The organism is Streptomyces sp. NPDC058701 (assembly GCF_042715295.1).
In the GTDB taxonomy this organism is placed as follows: domain Bacteria; phylum Actinomycetota; class Actinomycetes; order Streptomycetales; family Streptomycetaceae; genus Streptomyces.
Window position 1 is genome coordinate 147,044 of sequence record NZ_JBHXSY010000012.1, and the last position, 16,349, is coordinate 163,392.

At 72.2% G+C, this 16,349-nt stretch carries 12 protein-coding genes; 4 read left to right on the forward strand and 8 right to left on the reverse strand.

Going from position 1 to position 16,349, the window contains the following annotated elements:
• The first annotated feature begins 316 nt into the window (after positions 1-316).
• The gene (locus ACFWW8_RS15965; RefSeq protein ID WP_386528869.1) at positions 317-1,747 is read left to right on the forward strand and encodes a pre-peptidase C-terminal domain-containing protein; all 1,431 of its coding nucleotides are present in this window, start codon (positions 317-319) and stop codon (positions 1,745-1,747) included.
• Here ACFWW8_RS15965 and ACFWW8_RS15970 read toward each other — a convergent pair.
• Complete coding sequence (locus ACFWW8_RS15970) at positions 1,720-3,243, reverse strand: hypothetical protein (protein ID WP_386528871.1); 1,524 nt, start codon at positions 3,241-3,243, stop codon at positions 1,720-1,722. The genes ACFWW8_RS15965 and ACFWW8_RS15970 overlap by 28 nt on opposite strands.
• A 220-nt stretch (positions 3,244-3,463) precedes the next feature.
• A complete protein-coding gene (locus tag ACFWW8_RS15975) occupies positions 3,464-3,607 on the reverse strand; it encodes a hypothetical protein (RefSeq protein WP_386528874.1) in 144 nt (47 codons plus the stop codon).
• 185 nt (positions 3,608-3,792) lie between these two features.
• On the opposite strand from ACFWW8_RS15975, the gene ACFWW8_RS15980 reads away from it, so the two are divergent.
• Positions 3,793-5,229: a PucR family transcriptional regulator gene (locus ACFWW8_RS15980; RefSeq protein ID WP_386528876.1), complete on the forward strand. Its 1,437-nt coding sequence runs from the start codon at positions 3,793-3,795 to the stop codon at positions 5,227-5,229.
• 19 nt (positions 5,230-5,248) lie between these two features.
• Here ACFWW8_RS15980 and uvrA read toward each other — a convergent pair whose 3' ends face one another.
• Both uvrA and ACFWW8_RS15990 read right to left on the reverse strand, forming a co-directional pair.
• The gene (gene uvrA, locus ACFWW8_RS15985) at positions 5,249-7,717 is read right to left on the reverse strand and encodes an excinuclease ABC subunit UvrA (protein ID WP_386528878.1); all 2,469 of its coding nucleotides are present in this window, start codon (positions 7,715-7,717) and stop codon (positions 5,249-5,251) included.
• Between the two features lie 700 nt (positions 7,718-8,417).
• Positions 8,418-9,383, reverse strand: a complete 966-nt coding sequence (locus ACFWW8_RS15990) for a pirin family protein (protein ID WP_386528880.1) — start codon at positions 9,381-9,383, stop codon at positions 8,418-8,420.
• Positions 9,384-9,487: 104 nt separating this feature from the next.
• Between ACFWW8_RS15990 and ACFWW8_RS15995 the strand changes: the two genes are divergently transcribed.
• Together ACFWW8_RS15995 and ACFWW8_RS16000 are read left to right on the forward strand one after the other, a co-directional pair.
• Positions 9,488-9,838: a tetratricopeptide repeat protein gene (locus tag ACFWW8_RS15995; protein ID WP_386528883.1), complete on the forward strand. Its 351-nt coding sequence runs from the start codon at positions 9,488-9,490 to the stop codon at positions 9,836-9,838.
• 169 nt (positions 9,839-10,007) lie between these two features.
• Positions 10,008-11,201: a methyltransferase gene (locus ACFWW8_RS16000; protein ID WP_386529007.1), complete on the forward strand. Its 1,194-nt coding sequence runs from the start codon at positions 10,008-10,010 to the stop codon at positions 11,199-11,201.
• A 62-nt stretch (positions 11,202-11,263) separates the two neighbouring features.
• Here ACFWW8_RS16000 and sbnB read toward each other — a convergent pair whose 3' ends face one another.
• The 4 genes from sbnB to ACFWW8_RS16020 all read right to left on the reverse strand — a co-directional run bounded on the left by sbnB (position 11,264) and on the right by ACFWW8_RS16020 (position 16,328).
• Positions 11,264-12,289 carry a 2,3-diaminopropionate biosynthesis protein SbnB gene (gene sbnB / locus ACFWW8_RS16005; protein WP_386528885.1) on the reverse strand — a complete coding sequence of 342 codons (1,026 nt, stop codon included), beginning with the start codon at positions 12,287-12,289 and terminating at the stop codon, positions 11,264-11,266.
• An 87-nt stretch (positions 12,290-12,376) separates the two neighbouring features.
• Entirely contained in the window at positions 12,377-13,738 is a 1,362-nt protein-coding gene (locus tag ACFWW8_RS16010) for a M20/M25/M40 family metallo-hydrolase (protein WP_386528888.1), read from the reverse strand.
• A gap of 53 nt (positions 13,739-13,791) precedes the next feature.
• Complete coding sequence (locus ACFWW8_RS16015; protein ID WP_386528890.1) at positions 13,792-15,099, reverse strand: ATP-grasp domain-containing protein; 1,308 nt, start codon at positions 15,097-15,099, stop codon at positions 13,792-13,794.
• A 50-nt stretch (positions 15,100-15,149) separates the two neighbouring features.
• Positions 15,150-16,328, reverse strand: a complete 1,179-nt coding sequence (locus ACFWW8_RS16020; RefSeq protein WP_386528893.1) for a hypothetical protein — start codon at positions 16,326-16,328, stop codon at positions 15,150-15,152.
• Positions 16,329-16,349 lie beyond the last annotated feature (21 nt).

A 16,349-nucleotide genomic window follows, 5' to 3' on the forward strand; every position in this document is an offset into this window, starting at 1 on the left:
TCGCCGTCGACTACACAGGGAAGTTACAGATCTTTCAAAATCTTGGCTAGATGTATCGCTCATTACGTTCACGTAACGAGCAGAACAAGTCATGCGCCCTGCGACACTCGCCTGCCCAGGGCCGCCCGATGACGCGAGCGTGGCTTGATCAAAGGTTTTCTGCCGTACATCTACCGCCAAGACGGCGTGGCTTGTAAGTTCCGCTACCACATCGCCGTCGTGTCCAGACGGCCGCGGCCGACGGCCCGGTCCTCCACACGGCGCTGTCGGGTCCTGCCCGCCAGCGGGACCTATCCCCGATCCCCGGAGACCTCCCATGAGAACCAGAACTCTGCGCGCACCCCTGGCCCCCGCCACCCTCGCGCTGCTCACCCTCACCGCCACCATCGCCGCGACAGGCCCCGCCGAGGCAGCCGCCACGCGTATCCGCCTGGGCGGCGCCTCCGACGTGAGCCGCACCTCCTGGCAGGGCCCCGCCTTCACCATGAACGGTGACGGCAAGATCCTCACCGCCCCGATGGCACGCGCCGTCGACGCCATCCGCGGGGGCACCGGCAGCCTGGACGTCGTCGTCCTCGGCGCCTCGGCACCCGCATCGGGGAGCAAGACCCCCGAGTGCGACACCGTCATGACCCTGCCGGGTATCAACTCCTGTACGACCTGGACGCTCACCGCGACACGAGACGGCGCCAACAGTCAGGTCAACACCGACATCCGCAACGCCGAGTTCGTGTTCTTCGCCGGCGGCGACCAGTGCCGCTACGCCGCGTGGAAGGGCACCGCGTTGGAGGCATCGGTGGAATCAGTCGTGGCCAAGGGCGGCGGCTCCGGCGGAGGCAGCGCCGGCCACCACATCAACAGCCCCGTCGTCTACGACGCCTGCAACGGCAGCGTCACCACCCCCGAAGTGCTCGCCGACCCCTACAACAGCTACATCTCGTTCACCACCGGCATGTTCGAATGGGCTGATTACGGCGGTGTCATCAACGACTCGCACTTCGTCGCCCGCGACCGCATGGGCCGCACCATGGCGTTCGTCGCCCGGGCCATCAAGGACGGACGTACCCCCGGTGGCAAGGCATGGGGCGTAGGAGTGGACGAAGGCAGCTCCCTGTACCTCGACGGCTCCGGGCAGGCCACGCTCTACGGCAAGGGGGCCTACGTCATCCTCGGCGACCACCAGCCCGAACAGGCCACGTCCGGCAAGCCGCTGACCTTCTCGAACTACAAGATCTGGCACCTGGCCGCCGGCCAGACGTACGACTTCAAGAACCGCCCCACCTGCGGCTACTACCTCCGCAGCGTCACCAACGGCGTCGCCGACGCCAACCTCTACAACGGAACCCCGCAAACCGACTGCAGCACCCCGCCCAGCAGCAGCACCTTCGCCGAAACCGAAGCCAACGACACCCGCACCACCGCCAACGACGCCAGCGCCCTCACTCTGCCCGCCACCCTCACCGGCAGCATGAAGTCCACCACCGACCGTGATTACTTCCGGATCTCCCTCGCCTCGAATCAGAAGCTCAGCGTCCACTGCGCGGTCCCCGACGCCTACGACGCCGACCTCTACCTGCTCGACTCCACCGGCAGTACCCTCGTGCGCTCGACCAACGATGGCGCCGGCACCGACGAAACCCTCACGTTCACCCGAACCGCCACCGGCACCGGCACCTACTACCTCGACGTCGAGGCCTACAACGGCTCAGGGGCCTCCCCCTACAGCTGCGCGGCTACCACGGCATGACGCAGGGCGGGGTCACTCGGGTCATGCCGGCCCGGGTGGCCCCGGCTGACCCGATCGCCCCGGCTGACCCGATCGCCCCGGCTGACCCGATCGTCCGGGCCGGCGCAGGCCGGGGGCAGGTAGGCGTGCAGCGAGCGGGTTCCCGGGAGCGGGCTCAGGCCGTGGGAACGCCATGCGCGGGCGAACGTCGGAGGCGGTGCGCCGCCGGACATCAGCAGCACCACCGGCCGGCCGCAGACCATCGCCCGGAGTCCGGCGGCGTCGATGCTCCCGTCGTGGCCGCCGACCTGCCGCGAGGAGCAGCCCAGCGCGTAGGCCACGCGGACCGCCTCGTGGCCGCTGATCGTGCAGGGCGGGCGTACGCCGTGCCGGTGCAGCTCCGCGGCGGTGCGCGCGTACGCCGTGCGCACGTCCCGGTAGCGGTCCGTCGCCCGGTGGAGCACCGCGTACTGGACGGCGAGGTGCCCGGCCAGGGCGACGGCGAGGGCGGCCGCGGCCGGCCGGGGCCAGGTTCGGGAGGCGTGCACGAGGGCCTGCGCCGCGGGCAGGGCGAGCAGCGCGTACGCCGGCAGCAGGAAGCGGGGCGCCGCGTACCCGATGAGGAACAGGTACGGCACCGATACGGAGACGGCCGCCACGGTGGCCAGCACCAGCGGCCGGCGGCGGCCGCGAGCGACGGCGATCCCGGCCGCGACGGCCACCGGCAGCGCGAACCACCACAGGGCGAGCTCGGGACGGCTCCACGCCACGTCGCTGCACGGGCGGCACAGCGTACGGCCGGACAGGGCACGCAGCTGGGCGCCGAAAGCGAACTGCCCGCTGAAACCGCCCTGGATCTCCCCTGCCCGGTACAGCCGGGCCGCGAGCCCGCCGTAGCGCAGGTACGCCTCCAGCACCCACGGCAGCGCGCCCAGCCCGACACCGGCGGCGAGCGGGAGCAGCCGGACCGGTGTGCGGGCGACGAGCGCGGCCGCCGCGAGGGGCAGGGCCAGCCAGAGCGCGTCGGAGGGGCGCATGAGCGAGACCAGGGCCAGGGCGGCGGCGAGGCCCGCGTGCGTGCGGCGCGAGGGCGGCAGCAGGAAGCAGGCGACCGCCACGACGGCCCCGTAGGCCACCCACAGGTTGGGCATGGCCTGCGAGCCGTAGAGCAGGGTGATCCACAGGCTCGCGAACAGCCCGGCCGCCGTCACCACGACCGGGGGCCGCAGGATCGTCAGCCAGACCCGGAACGACCCGAAGAGCGCGCCCCCGGAGAGCAGCGCGAACCACACCCGCAGGGCGATCGGGTCCTGGCTCAGCGCGGCGGCGGGGGCGGCCAGGAAGGTGATCCCGCGGGCACGCGGGGCGCTGAAGAAGGCGGCCGGCACGTACGGGCTGACCTGGCTGGCGTAGACCGCCTCGTCCCACCCGATACCGGACCCTGGGACCACCAGCAGGAGCTGCACCGCCGTGAAGAGGCAGGCCACCACGGCGAGAGGACGCGTTCCGGAAGCCATGCGCCCCACGCTGCCCCATCCCGTCCTCGCCGGCCCGCCGACGACCCGGCGAGGGGACGTCACGTCCCGCGCGCGGAGCAACGGAGCACGGGACCGGGCAGCGCGGGCGCGGCAGGATCCGAAGGGGACCTCCTGGACCGCCGATGCGAAGAGGCGGTCGACGGCGGCGGCCGCCAGGTGGCCGAACCCGGCGCGTGGGAGCGCGTCACGCGGCCCGCCTTCAGGGGCCGGCGGCCCGTACGACCCGGATGACGACGCCGTCGTCCAGGAGGAACTCGCCGCCGAAGCCGCAGTCGCCGAAGCCCGGGAAGCCCGGCAGCGGGCGGCGGCCCGAGCCGCCGCCCGCGCCGACCAACTCAAGCACTCGGCGAGCGGAGCCCCCTCCAACAGAACGAACCCCGGGGAGACGACGAAGCCGCCCGCGACGAGCTCACCCGCCGCGCCGGGTCGTACGTGGACGGCGCCCTGGTCCCCAGCCGGAGGAACGGGCAGGTCCACGCCCTGGCCGTGGACCGGAGGGTGCGGGAGCTGGCCGGGGAGGACGGCCCCGTGACCGTACCCGGCCTGCCCAGGGCCCGGGCCCTGGGGCTGCGCGGGCACGAGAGGCTCCACGGCTACCTCGTGGTGACGTCCCGCTCCCGGCCCACCGAGGCCGAGCGGTCCCTGCTCGCCACGCTGGTCCGGCACACCGCCGCCGCACTCTCGGCCGCCTTCGCACACCGGCGCCGACGCGAGGACGCACTGGAGCTGTACCGGCTCAGGGAGGAGCGGACAGCCCTCCTGGGGCAGCTGATCTCCGTCGTCGCCGAGCTGGGGTACCAGCGAGCCCTTCACGCGCTCATGGCCGATGTCGCCGCCTCGGGCGGCGGCGAGGAAGCCATCACGCGCGCACTGCACGGGCTCACCGGACTCCCCGCGCTGGTCGAGGACCGCTTCGGTCGGCTGCGGTCCTGGACCGGTCCCGATCGCCCCGACCCCTATCCCGAACCGGACCCCGTGCGCCAGGACGCCATGCTGTACGCCGTCGGCCGTCAGGCCGGGCCGGTGCGCGTGAAGGACCGGCTGGTCACCCTGGTCCGCCCGCACGGCGAGATCCTGGGCGTGCTGGCCCTGGTGGACGTCCGGCGCGAGGCCGACGATCACACCCTGCGCGCGCTGGAGGACGGCGCCGCGTCGCTCACCCCGGAGCTGGCGCACTTGCGCAATCTGGCCGAAGTGGAGTCGAAGCTGCACCGCGAGCTGGCCGACGACCTCCTGACAGGGACGGACGAGGCGAGCGCCTACGCCCGTTCCGAGGCAGTCGGACACGACCTGCACCGCCGCCACTGCGTCGTCGTGGTGCAGTGGTCGAACCGGACCGCGGACGGTCCCTTCGCGCAGACGGTGGGCCGGGCGGCCTCTGCCGTGGGCATGCACTCGCTGCTGACCCGGCGTTCCGATCACGTGGTCCTGGTCACCGACGACAGGCCGCACGCCCGCGCGCTGTACGAGGCGCTCGCCCGGGAGACCGGGACACGGTCCGGGACCATCGGGGTGAGCGCCCCTTGCGACTCCCTGGCCGACATCCCCCACCGCTACCAGGAGGCGCAGCGCCCCCTGGAAGTGCGCCGCCACTCCCGCGGCGAGCACTACGGCACGACGTTCTTCGACGAACTGGGCCTCTACCGCATCCTGGGACCCGGCAACGACTACCGGGAACTCGAGACGTTCGTCCACGAGTGGCTCGGGCAGCTGATCGACTACGACTCCCGGCACCACACGGCCATGGTGGAGACGCTGTCGCAGTACTTCGACTGCGGCGGCAACTACGACGAGACCGCCGAATCCCTCGCGATCCACCGCAGCACGCTGCGCTATCGGCTCCAGCGCATCCGCGACATCAGCGGCAACGACCTCGCGGACGTCGAGGACCGGCTCAACCTCCAGGTGGCGACCCGAGTGTGGAAGATCGTGCTGGGCGAACAAGCAGGAGAACGGCGTCGTTGAACGCGATGCGGCAGATCGATCACCCGCGCGCGAGCCGGGCCGCGAGGTAGGGCGCGGTGATGCTGCGGCGGGATTTCGCCACCTTGGCCGGCGGGCCCGCCGCGACCACCCGCCCGCCCGCGTCGCCGCCGCCCGGCCCGAGGTCGATGACCCAGTCGGCGGTGGTGATCGTGTCCAGGTCGTGCTCGACGAGGACGACCGTATTGCCGGCGTCGACGAGCCGGTGCAGCTGTCGCAGCAGCAGCGCGACGTCCGCGGGGTGCAGCCCCGCCGTCGGCTCGTCGAGCAGGTAGAGCGCGTGGCCGCGGCGGGCCCGCTGCAGCTCGGTGGCCAGCTTGATGCGTTGCGCCTCACCACCGCTGAGCTCCGTCGCGGGCTGTCCCAGCCGCAGGTACCCCAGTCCCACCTCGCGCAACGTCTCCAGACTGCGGAAGGCGGCCGGGACGGCGGACAAGAACGTGGCGGCGGCATCGACGGAGAGCCCCAGCACCTCCGCGATGTTCTTGCCGCGGTAGGTGACCTCCAGCGTTTCGGCGTTGTACCGGGCTCCCCGGCAGGTCGGGCACGGTGCGTAGGTGCCGGGCAGGAAGAGCAGTTCCACCGAGACGAATCCCTCGCCCTGGCAGGTCTCGCACCGTCCTTCGGGCACGTTGAAGGAGAACCGCCCGGTCGAGTAGCCACGCGCCTTGGCCTCGTCCGTCGACGCGTACAGCTTGCGCACCGCGTCGAACATCCCCGTGTACGTGGCCAGGTTGGAACGGGGAGTCCGGCCGATGGGCCGTTGGTCGACCCGGACCAGCCGGTCGAACGACTCGACCCCCGTAGCGTCCTGGACGTCAACGATCAGCTGCGCCTCATCGGGCTCCTCGGGTACGAGTCCGAGGTGGCCGCGGACGACCTCGGCGAGCACCTGCGTCACCAGTGTCGACTTTCCGGAACCGGACACGCCCGTCACCGCCGTCAGTACGCACAGCGGTACGTCGACGGACACGTCGTGCAGATTGTGGCGGGAGACGCCGCTCAGGTGCAGCCAGCCCTGCGGTGTGCGCGGGCGGTGGTCGAGCGGTTCGGCGCGCCCGAACAGGTACTGGCTCGTGGCCGACTCCGCCACCTGTTCCAGACCGGCGACCGGGCCGCTGTACAGCACGCGGCCGCCCCCCTCGCCCGCGCCGGGGCCGATGTCGACCACCCAGTCGGCCCGCCGTACGACGTCCATGTCGTGCTCCACGACGAACAGCGAGTTGCCCGCCGCCTTGAGGCGCTCCAGCACGTCCAGCAGCGGTTCCGCGTCAGCCGGGTGCAGGCCCGCGGAGGGTTCGTCGAGGACGTAGACGACGCCGAACAGCCCCGAGCGCAGCTGGGTGGCGATCCGCAGGCGCTGCGCCTCGCCGGGCGACAGGGTCGTCGAGCGGCGCCCGAGGCTGAGATATCCGAGGCCCAGGTCGAGCAGTACGTCGATCCGCGCGACCAGATCGCCGCAGATCCGGACCGCGACCTCGGTGGTCTCCCCGGATCGGGCGGTCGAGGTGGTGGCGTCGGCCTCGGACCGCTGCGCGACGGGCCGCAGCAGCGCCACGACCTTGGTGAGTGGCATCGCGTTGATCTCGGCGATGGAACGTCCGGCGAAGGTCACGGCGAGCGCCTCGGGCCGCAGTCCGCTGCCGTGACACTGCGGGCAGGGCACGCTCCTGACGAACCGGAGCGCCCGTTCGCGCATCTTCTCGCTCTTGGAGTCGGTGAGGACGTGCATGACGTGCTTGCGGGCGCTCCAGAACTTGCCCTGGTAGCCGTAGTCGACGCGGTCCTCCTCCGGCTCGATGTACACGGAGGGCTGCTCGTCGGTGTACAGCAGCCAGTTCCGGTCCTTCTTCTTGAGCCTGCGCCACGGTCGGTCGATGTCGATCCCCAGGCCGCTCACGACACTGCGCAGGTTGGCTCCCTGCCAAGCGCCCGGCCAGGCGGCGATCGCCCCCTCGCGGATGCTCAGCGAGGGGTCCGGGACGAGCAGGTCCTCGGCGACGTCGTGCACGACGCCCAGTCCGTGGCATTCGGGGCAGGCGCCGGCCGTGGTGTTGGGTGAGAACGACTCGGCTTCCAGCCGGGCCGCCCGGGGCGGATAGGTGCCGGCGCGGGAGTACAGCATGCGCAGCAGATTGGACAGCGTGGTGAGGGTGCCGACCGTCGAGCGCGAGCTGGGCGACCCGCGCCGCTGTTGCAGGGCCACGGCAGGTGGCAGTCCGGTGATTTCCTCCACGTGCGGTGCACCGACCTGTTGCAGCAGCCTCCGGGCGTACGGTGCCACGGACTCGAAATAGCGCCGCTGGGCCTCCGCGTAGAGCGTGCCGAACGCGAGCGAGGACTTGCCCGAGCCGGAGACGCCGGTGAAGGCGACCATCGCGTCCCGCGGAACGTCGACGTCGATGTTCCGCAGGTTGTTCTCACTGGCGCCCCGGACATGCACGAAGGGGTCGGTCGCGTCCTTGTCCACCGTTCCTGGTTACCTGATCGCGCCGGGAACCGCGCGACAGGCGCCGCCACCGGGGCCCCGCTCATACGAGCGTCCGGGTCGTTGGCTCCATTCGAATGGACCCAACAGCCGCGTGCGGACCTGACCGGCCCCACCGGCATGACGTCGGGGATACCGGCGCCCTGGATGGACGGGCGGGCGGGCAGGCAATGCGTCTGGCACGACAGGGCCGGCGCCGACTGGCGCGCGTACCGCCTTCGCATGGCGCTCGGCATGCTGCACGCGCGCATCGTCTCGTATGCGCGATCCGAGGCCGACGACCACACTCGCTAGACACCGACAGCGGCATGAATGTCGAAGTGGCCTACCCGAGTGACCAGTCGAACGCCGCAGGCAGCCGCTGCATCCAGGCCGTGCGACGAAACCTCTGACGACTACGCTCCGTACAACCCGTCGCACCGCGTCCGAGGCCCCCGCCCAGGACTCCTTCACGACCGCCGGAAACGATCTAGCGAGCTGACGAACTGTCACCAAAGTCAGCATTGGGTCAGCATTGGTCCTGGCAAAGCTGACCCCAGCTGGTCATACCTGGGAACGTCGAGGGCACTGCGTGGGCCTTCCGGAGCCTCCCGTCGCCCGCCCCGCGGGAACGATCTCCGCGCGGGATGCGGCATCTCCTCGACTGATCCCGACTGATCGACCTAGTCCATAAAGGTGCAGGTCAGCGCACCCGACCGCGTGCTTTCAGGGGTACCGGCGGGAGCTGCGGAGCGGGGATCGGAGGGCCGTCGTAGCCCTTCACTTCGCCGTACCGGGAGCCTTCCATCCAGTCCTTGCGGGCTTGTACGATCTCCTCGTTGCTCCGCCCGATCCAGTTCCAGAACATGACGATCTCCTCCTCGAACGGCTCGCCGCCCAGGAGCATCAGGCTCGCGTCCGACGTCGCCCGCAGCGGGAGTTCCGTGCGGCCGCAGCCCAGGTACAACATCGAGCCCGGGAGGACCGGGACGCCGTCCACGTGGGCCTCGCCCGACATCGACAGGACCGCGTACTCGAAGTCCGGGTCGAGCGGGAGCCGCGTCTCGGTGCCCGCCGCCAGGGTCAGGTCGGCGCCGACGATCGGGCTGTACGCCGTACCGGGCGAGGTGGCCGTGTCCAGGGTGCCGAGGATGACCGTCGCCGTCAGGCCGGGGGCCGTGACCCGCGGGAGGTCGGCGTGGTGCTGGAAGTGCGGTTCCACGTTGCGGTGGGCGTCCGGCAGGGCCACCCAGAGCTGCGCGCCGTGCAGGAGCCGGGCGTGCGGGCGCGGGCTTTCCTCGGAGTGGCTGATGCCCCGGCCGGAGGTCATGAGGCCCAGTTCGCGGGGCCGGATCGTCTCCAGGCTGCCGACGCTGTCGCGGTGCAGCACCTCGCCCTCGTGCAGCCAGCTCACGGTCTGCAAACCGGAGTGCGGGTGCGGCGCCACCTGCATGCCGGGCTCGTCGGCGATGTCGTCGGGACCGTAGTGGTCGACGAAGCACCAGGCGCCCACCATCCGGCGGCCGAGGTTCGGCAGCAGGCGTCGGACCTCCGTGGACTCCCCGAGCTTGACCGTGCGCGGGCTGAGGAGCTCGCGGACCGGTTCGGCCACGACGAAACCGCGGCCGCCGCAGGCGGAGAGGGCGGGCTGGCGATCGAGATTGCTCATGCGGACAACCTAGCCGCGCGCGGCGGCCGCGCCGAGCGGAATGTTCCGCGGTACAGGCGTGTTGGAGGCAGCGGACAGACCACCCGACCGGCGGAAGGGACACGATGAACGGGCCGACGACGTACCTCGGGCACGGGACCGCGGCCGAGCGCTGGGAGCGCGCCCGGCTCTTCTTCGACGCGAAGGAGTACGCGACCGCCGCCCGCGTCCTGGAGACCCTGGCGCAGGAGACCCCCGAGCAGCTGGCGCCCCGGCTGCTGCTGGCCCGTGCGTACTACCACTCCGCCCAGCTCTCGCGCGCCGAGTCCGAGCTCCGCGCCGTCCTGGAGCGCTGGCCCGTGGAGGACTACGCCCAGCTCATGCTCGGTCGCACGCTGGAGCGGCTCGGCCGGGCCGCCGAGGCCCGTCCGCACCTGCGGATGGCCGCGGCGATGGCGGGCGAGCTGCCCGAATAGGGGCGCCCGGGACGGGGCTCCGGCCCCGTGGTGCCAGGGTCCCGGCCCCGTCCGGGCGCGCGTGCGGGCCCGTCCGAGCGCGCGTGCGGGCCCGTCCGAGCGGGGCCCCGGCCCCGTCCATGCGGGGCTCGGCCCCGGGCTCGGTTAGCCTGGGGCCAATATGAACCGTCTGACCACGCCTTTCGGCTCCTACGAGCTCACCCGCTTCCCCGAGGACCCGCGCGACCGGCTCTTCGCCTGGGACGCCGCCGACGAGTACCTCCTGCGCCACCTCGCTTCCGGTACGGGCGAACGCGGCCCGGTGGACCTGGCCGGCGCCGGGCAGATCACCGTGCTAGGGGACCGCTGGGGGGCGCTGACCACGGCGCTCGCCGCTTACCACCCGGCGCAGATCACCGACTCCTCCCTGACCCGCTCCGCCACCGCGGCGAACCTGGACCGGGCCGGCATCGGCACGGCGAAGGCGACGGTGTCCCTGCTGACCACGCAGGACGCGCCGCCGGAGCGGATCGACGTCCTGCTGGTGCGCGTGCCGAAGAGCCTGGCGCTGCTGGAGGACCAGCTGCACCGGGTGGCCCCGCACGTGCACGCGGGGACCGTGGTCGTCGGCGCCGGCATGGTCAAGGAGATCCACACCTCCACCCTGCGGCTCTTCGAGCGAATCCTGGGCCCGACGAAGACCTCCCTCGCCGAGAAGAAGGCGCGGCTGATCTTCTGTACGCCGGGTACTCCCGGCGCCACGCGGCCCGCGACCCCCGGGCCGTGGCCGCTGACGTACACGGTGGACGAGGACGGCGGCTCCGGCGCCGGGCTGACCGTCGTCAACCACGCCGGGATCTTCTGCGCGGACCGGCTCGACATCGGCACCCGCTTCTTCCTGCAGAACCTGCCGACCAACACCGACGGCGCCCGGGTCGTGGACCTCGGCTGCGGCAACGGCGTCGTGGGTACGGCGGTCCAGGTGCACGACCCGGACGCCGACGTCGTCTTCACCGACGAGTCGTACCAGGCCGTCGCCTCGGCGCGGGCCACCTACGAAGCGAACGTCCGCGAGGGCCGGCGGACCGCCGAGTTCCTCGTCGGGGACGGCGTGTCCATGCTGCCCCCGGGTTCCGTGGACCTGGTGCTGAGCAATCCGCCGTTCCACTCCCACCAGGCCACGACGGACGCGACCGCGCTGCGGATGTTCGCGCAGTCGCGCAAGGTGCTCCGCCACGGCGGCGAGCTGTGGGTGGTCGCCAACCGGCACATGGGCTACCACACGCACCTGCGGCGGCTGTTCGGCAACAGCGAAGTCGTCGCGAGCGAGCCGAAGTTCGTCGTCCTGCGAGCGGTGAAGCAGGATCGCCCGCGGGCTGTGTGACCCGCCCGTACGTCCTGCGCCCGGCCGCGTGAGCAGCCGGGCGCAGGACGCGTGGGTACGGATCAGGCGTAGCGGCTGAGGTCGTGGAAGAAGTGGTCGATCCGGGTGGCGAGACCGCGCCGGGTGGCCTCGCTGAACACGGTGGTGCCCACGGCGAGGTCGAGGACGCCCAGGCCGAACGGCGAGAAGACCACGGGCTTGTCCTGGGGGATCCCGACCTTCCCCTCGATGACGTCGTACAGGGTTCCGTCGATGAAGTCCCGGTTCCCCACGCGCTGTTCGGCCAGGTGGGGCGAGGTGTCGGCCTTCAGGCAGTGCTCCACGTCGTCGACGATGTTGGTGGAGCCGAGGATGATCTCCGGGGACAGGTCGCGCAGCGAGACGTGCAGCACCACCGGGTTGTGGTCGAACCACCCGAGGTCGTGCACGTGCGGGGTGGCGGCCGTCGTCGCGAAGACGATCAGCTCCGACGCCCGGACGGCCGTCTCGGCATCGGGGAGGACGGAGATCTTCGCGCCGCGGCCCAGCCCGGACAGGTAGCCGCTGAACGAATCCGCGTACTCGGCACTGGTGTCGAAGATGTTGATCGCGTCGAACCCGAAGCCGGCCGCGGCCAGGTACTTCTCGATGTACCGGGCGATCAGGCCGGTCCCCACGAAGGTGATCGAGCGCGGCCGGTCGCGGTCGGCGTGCAGCTGGACCGCGGCGAGGGCGGCCGAGGCCGCCGTGCGGGTCGCGCTGATGATGGAGCTCTCCAGGCAGGCGAAGGGGTAGCCCGTCTCGTGGTCGTTGAGGATCAGCACCGCGGAGGCGCGCGGCAGTCCGCTCGCGATGTTGCCCGGGAAACTGGAGATCCACTTGATCCCGTCGACCCCGAAGTCGCCGCCCAGCGCCGCCGGGAGGGCGATGATCCGGGAGTCGGGCCGGTCCGGGAACCGCAGGAAGTAGCTGGGCGGGTTGACGCTCTGCTGCTCGCCGTGGGTGAGGTAGGCGCGGCGCACGACGTCGATGACCCGCTGCGGATCCCCGTCGAGGACCTCGCTGACTGCGGCTCCGCCGATGACGGAGAACTGGGGTGTGGCGGACATGGATGCTCCAATGCGGAAGGAAACGAACGGACGGTAAGAGGAGTGGGCGGTGGATCGGGTAAGGGCGACCCGTGCGGGCCGCCCCGGTCAGGCTGGCCGGGCGGCCAGCCGGTGCAGGAACAGCGCCTCGGCGGTGGCCATGCGGGCCAGCAGCCCGGGGTCGACGCTCTCGTCGGTGGAGTGGATGCGGGAGGCCGGGTCCTGCACCCCCAGCAGCAGGAACTCGGCGTCCGGGTAGAGGCCGGCCAGCGTGACGCAGACCGGGATGGAGCCGCCCTGGCCGCAGCGGGCCGGCTCGGTCCCGAAGACGTCGCGCAGGGAGTTCAGCATCGCCCGGTGCGCCGGACCGTCGCTGCCCGTCTCGAACGCCTCCCACACGCCGAGGCGTTCGACGGTGACCTCCGCGCTCCGCGGGGCGGCCGCTTCGAGGTGCGCCGCGAGGGCCTCCTGCGCGCGGGCGGCCTCCGTACCGGGCGGAACCCGCAGGCTCACCAGGGCGCGCGCCCGGTGCTGTACGGCGGAGGTCGCGCCCGCGACGGCCGGGCAGTCGATGCCCACCACCGTGGCGGCGGGGCGGGCCCAGAGGAGGTCGGCGAGGGCCGCCGTGCCGGGCAGCTCCACCGAGGGCAGCACTTCCGCGTCGGCGCGGAACTTCTCGACGGGGTAGGGGGATCCGCCCCAGGTCTGCGTCCGCTCCAGCCCGGCGACGCGGGTGTGGCCGTCCTCGTCGTAGAGGCTGTCCAGCAGGCGGATCAGCGCCGCGAGGGCGTCGGGGGCGCCGCCGCCGAAGCTGCCGGAGTGCACGTTCGCGGCGAGGGTCCGGGTGTGGACCTCCACCGTGGTCATGCCGCGCAGCGAGGTGGTGAGGGTGGGCACGTCGAGCGCGACGTTCGCGGTGTCGGCGATGACGACGACGTCCGCGGCCAGCAGCTCGGGGTGGGCCTCGGCGTAGCGTTCGAGGCCTCCGGTGCCCTGTTCCTCCGAGCCTTCCACGATGAACTTGACGTGCACGTCGGGCAGTCGGCCGCCGACGGCCGCGAGGGCCCGGAGCGCCGTCAGGTGCATCAGCACGCTGCCCTTGCAGTCGGCGGCGCCCCGTCCGTACCAGCGTCCGCCGGCCTCGGTGAGCCGGAACGGGTCGGTGGCCCATGCGTCCCGGTCGGCCGCCGGCTGTACGTCGTAGTGCGCGTAGAGCAGGACGACGGGGGCGCCCTGTGCCGCCGGGAGCTCCCCCCAGACGGCCTGGGTGCCGTCCGGGGTGTCCAGCAGCCTGACGTCGGTGAAGCCCTGCGCGGTCATCGCGCCGGCGATCCACGCGGCGGCCGCCCCGCACTCCCCCGCGAGGGCCGGGACGTCGGCGACCGACTCGAACGCGACGAGCTCGGCGAGCTCGGACCGGGTCCGCGGCATCAGGGCGTGCACCGCGTCGGCCAGGGACTGCGGGTTCATCACGGCTCCTCGTACGGGCGGTGGGCCGCCGGCGGTGGCGGGCGGGCGGGGGGTCATGCGAAGCGGACCGTGGCGGCGGCCCAGGCCCGCAGCTCGGCCTCCTCCTCGGCCGAGTCCGCGGTGAAGACGACGTGCCCGAGCCGGCACCGCAGGTCGCGGGCGGCCGGTACGGGGTCTCCGGGGCGCAGGTAGGTGCGCACCTCGACCACCCGCGGGTGCCGTTCGAGCACGTCCAGGCCGTCGATCCGGTCGAGGACGTCGAGGCCGGGCGCGGTGAAGAAGTGCACGGCGGCGTACTTCGCCGCGGGCTGGGCGGGCGGTGTCACCGCTTCGGGGTCGAGGCCCGTGTGCGCGGCGACCATGATGTGGCGCAGCGAGACCCCGGTCGCCAGGGTGATCAGCTCGGCGATGCGGTCCCCGGCGAGGCGGGCGCCGATCTCGATCAGTACGGGGCCCTCCCCGGTGAGCCGCACCTCGGCGTGGAAGGGGCCGAGGCCGATGCCGAGTCCCGTGACGACGGCCGTGGTGTAGTCGGCGATCCGGGCGCGGGCCTCGGGGCCGAGATCAGCCTGCACCACGTGGCCGAGTTCGACGAAGTAGGGCTCGGCGCCGAGCAGTTTGCGGGTGAGGGAGACGATGGTCACCCGGTCCCCGATGGCGTATCCCTCGACGGAGTACTCGGGGCCGTCCAGGTACTGCTCCAGCAGCGCCCGGCCGTCCTCCGGCTGGTCGAAGACGAAGTCGGCGCGGTCGGTGAGCCTGCGGTAAGCGGCCTGCAGCTGCGCGCGGTCGTCGACGCGGCTGACCTGGATGGAACCGGATCCGGCGGCCGGCTTCAGCACGCAGGGAAAGCCGACCGCGGCGGCCGCGGCGTCCAGGTCCCCGGGGGCGGAGACGGGGGCGTACCGCGGTACGCGGATGCCCGCCGCCGACAGCACCGAGCGCATGCGGGTCTTGTCCCGGACGGCCTCGGCGGTCGCCAGGGGCAGTCCGGGGAGGCCGAGTTGGTGGGCGATGCGGGCGGCGGCGTCGACGTAGAACTCCGAGCCCGAGACGACCCCGCTCAGAGGTGTCCGGGCGTGGACCCGGGCGGCGGCCGCGGCGAGCGCGGCCGGGTCGTTGGTGTCGACGACCACGAAGGTGTCGACCTCGGCGCGGGCGGCCTCGGGGACCACGCGGTCGCCGGCGTCGTGGGAGAAGACCACGGTGCCGAGGCCGAGGTCGCGGGCGGCGCCGAGCAGGGTCAGTCCCGAGGACATGGGCTCGATGACCAGCAGCTGCTTCCGGGTCGTGGGGGCGGCGGGCATGGGCGTCTCCTTGTGCGGGTCGCGCTGCGGGGCGGCGGGGTGTCGGGGGCTCACGTCGCGGGATCCGCGCCTCTCTCGGGCTCCGCGCTTGTCTCGGGCTCCGCTCACGTCACCGGCTCCGCCCGGGGCGGGGTGGCCGCGAGCGGCGAGAGGCTGATGCCGCCGAGGACGTACTCGATGGCGCCGGTGATGGTCAGTTCGCGCTGCTCCATGCGGCTTTCGTGGGCGGCGTCGACGTGCCCCTGGCGGTGCCAGAACGCGAGGTGCCAGGCGTGGTCGGCCGGGACGACGTGGTGCAGGTCGTGGGCCGGCAGGTCGGAGACGAGGACGCCGAACCGGGCGGGCGTCTGGAGGAACACCATCCTGGCCGTCCAGCGGGCCCAGGCCGCGGCGCGCCGGGCGGCCGGGGCCTCCCGTGCGGGCAGGGGCTCCAGACAGAAGCGGGCCCAGCAGCGCGAGACGTAGTCGCCGCGGCTGGTGGGGGCGCCGTCGAAGGCCATCCAGGGGTGCTCGGACACGGTCTGGAACAGCGCCGCCCAGTGGAACAGCGGCAGCCAGGGCACGACGAAGGCGAGGGTGTACTCGACACCGTCCATCCGGAAGCCCATCAGCGCGAGGAAGCCCACCCAGACCGTGGAGGCGATCCGCCGGGTCCAGGTGGCGGTGATGAAGTTGGTGCGGATGCGGAAGGTGATGAACGGCAGGTGCAGCCTCGGGGAGAACGGGGTCCGGTAGAGCGTCCTGCGCAGCCGTTCCATGGGCATGCCCGGCCGGAAGCCGAGGTACATCAGGAAGCCGGCGTCGGGGTCCTTGATCGTGGTGAAGACCTTGCGGTTGTGGTGGCTGCGGATGTGGTCCTCGAAGATGTCCTCGTAGTTCGAGGTCAGGCTGACCGCGCTGGACACCACCTGGACCACTTTGTCCACGTGCTTGTTGCCGGAGACCTCTTTGTGGACGGCGTGGTGGCTCCAGGTGACCTGGAGCTTGCGCACCGCGTTGACCGTGACGAGCCAGGTGAGCGGCAGGACCGCCGCGGCGTACCAGTCGAGGAACCGGACGGCGTACACGCTGGCGAGGACCGCGGCGGCCAGCTGGGTGAGCGTCAGGAACCAGTTGACGAGCGGAGGCGTGATCCAGCGGGGCGCGCGCTGTCCGGGCGCGGCCTTGCCGGAGAAGACGGTGACGAGCTGCTGCGTCCACCCCGGGAACCGCTCGGCGTAGTCGAGGCGCAGTTGTTCCATGGAAGCCGATATGCGGGCGGGCGAGGGCGTTTCCTGCGGCACGGTGACTCCTTGCGGATCGGT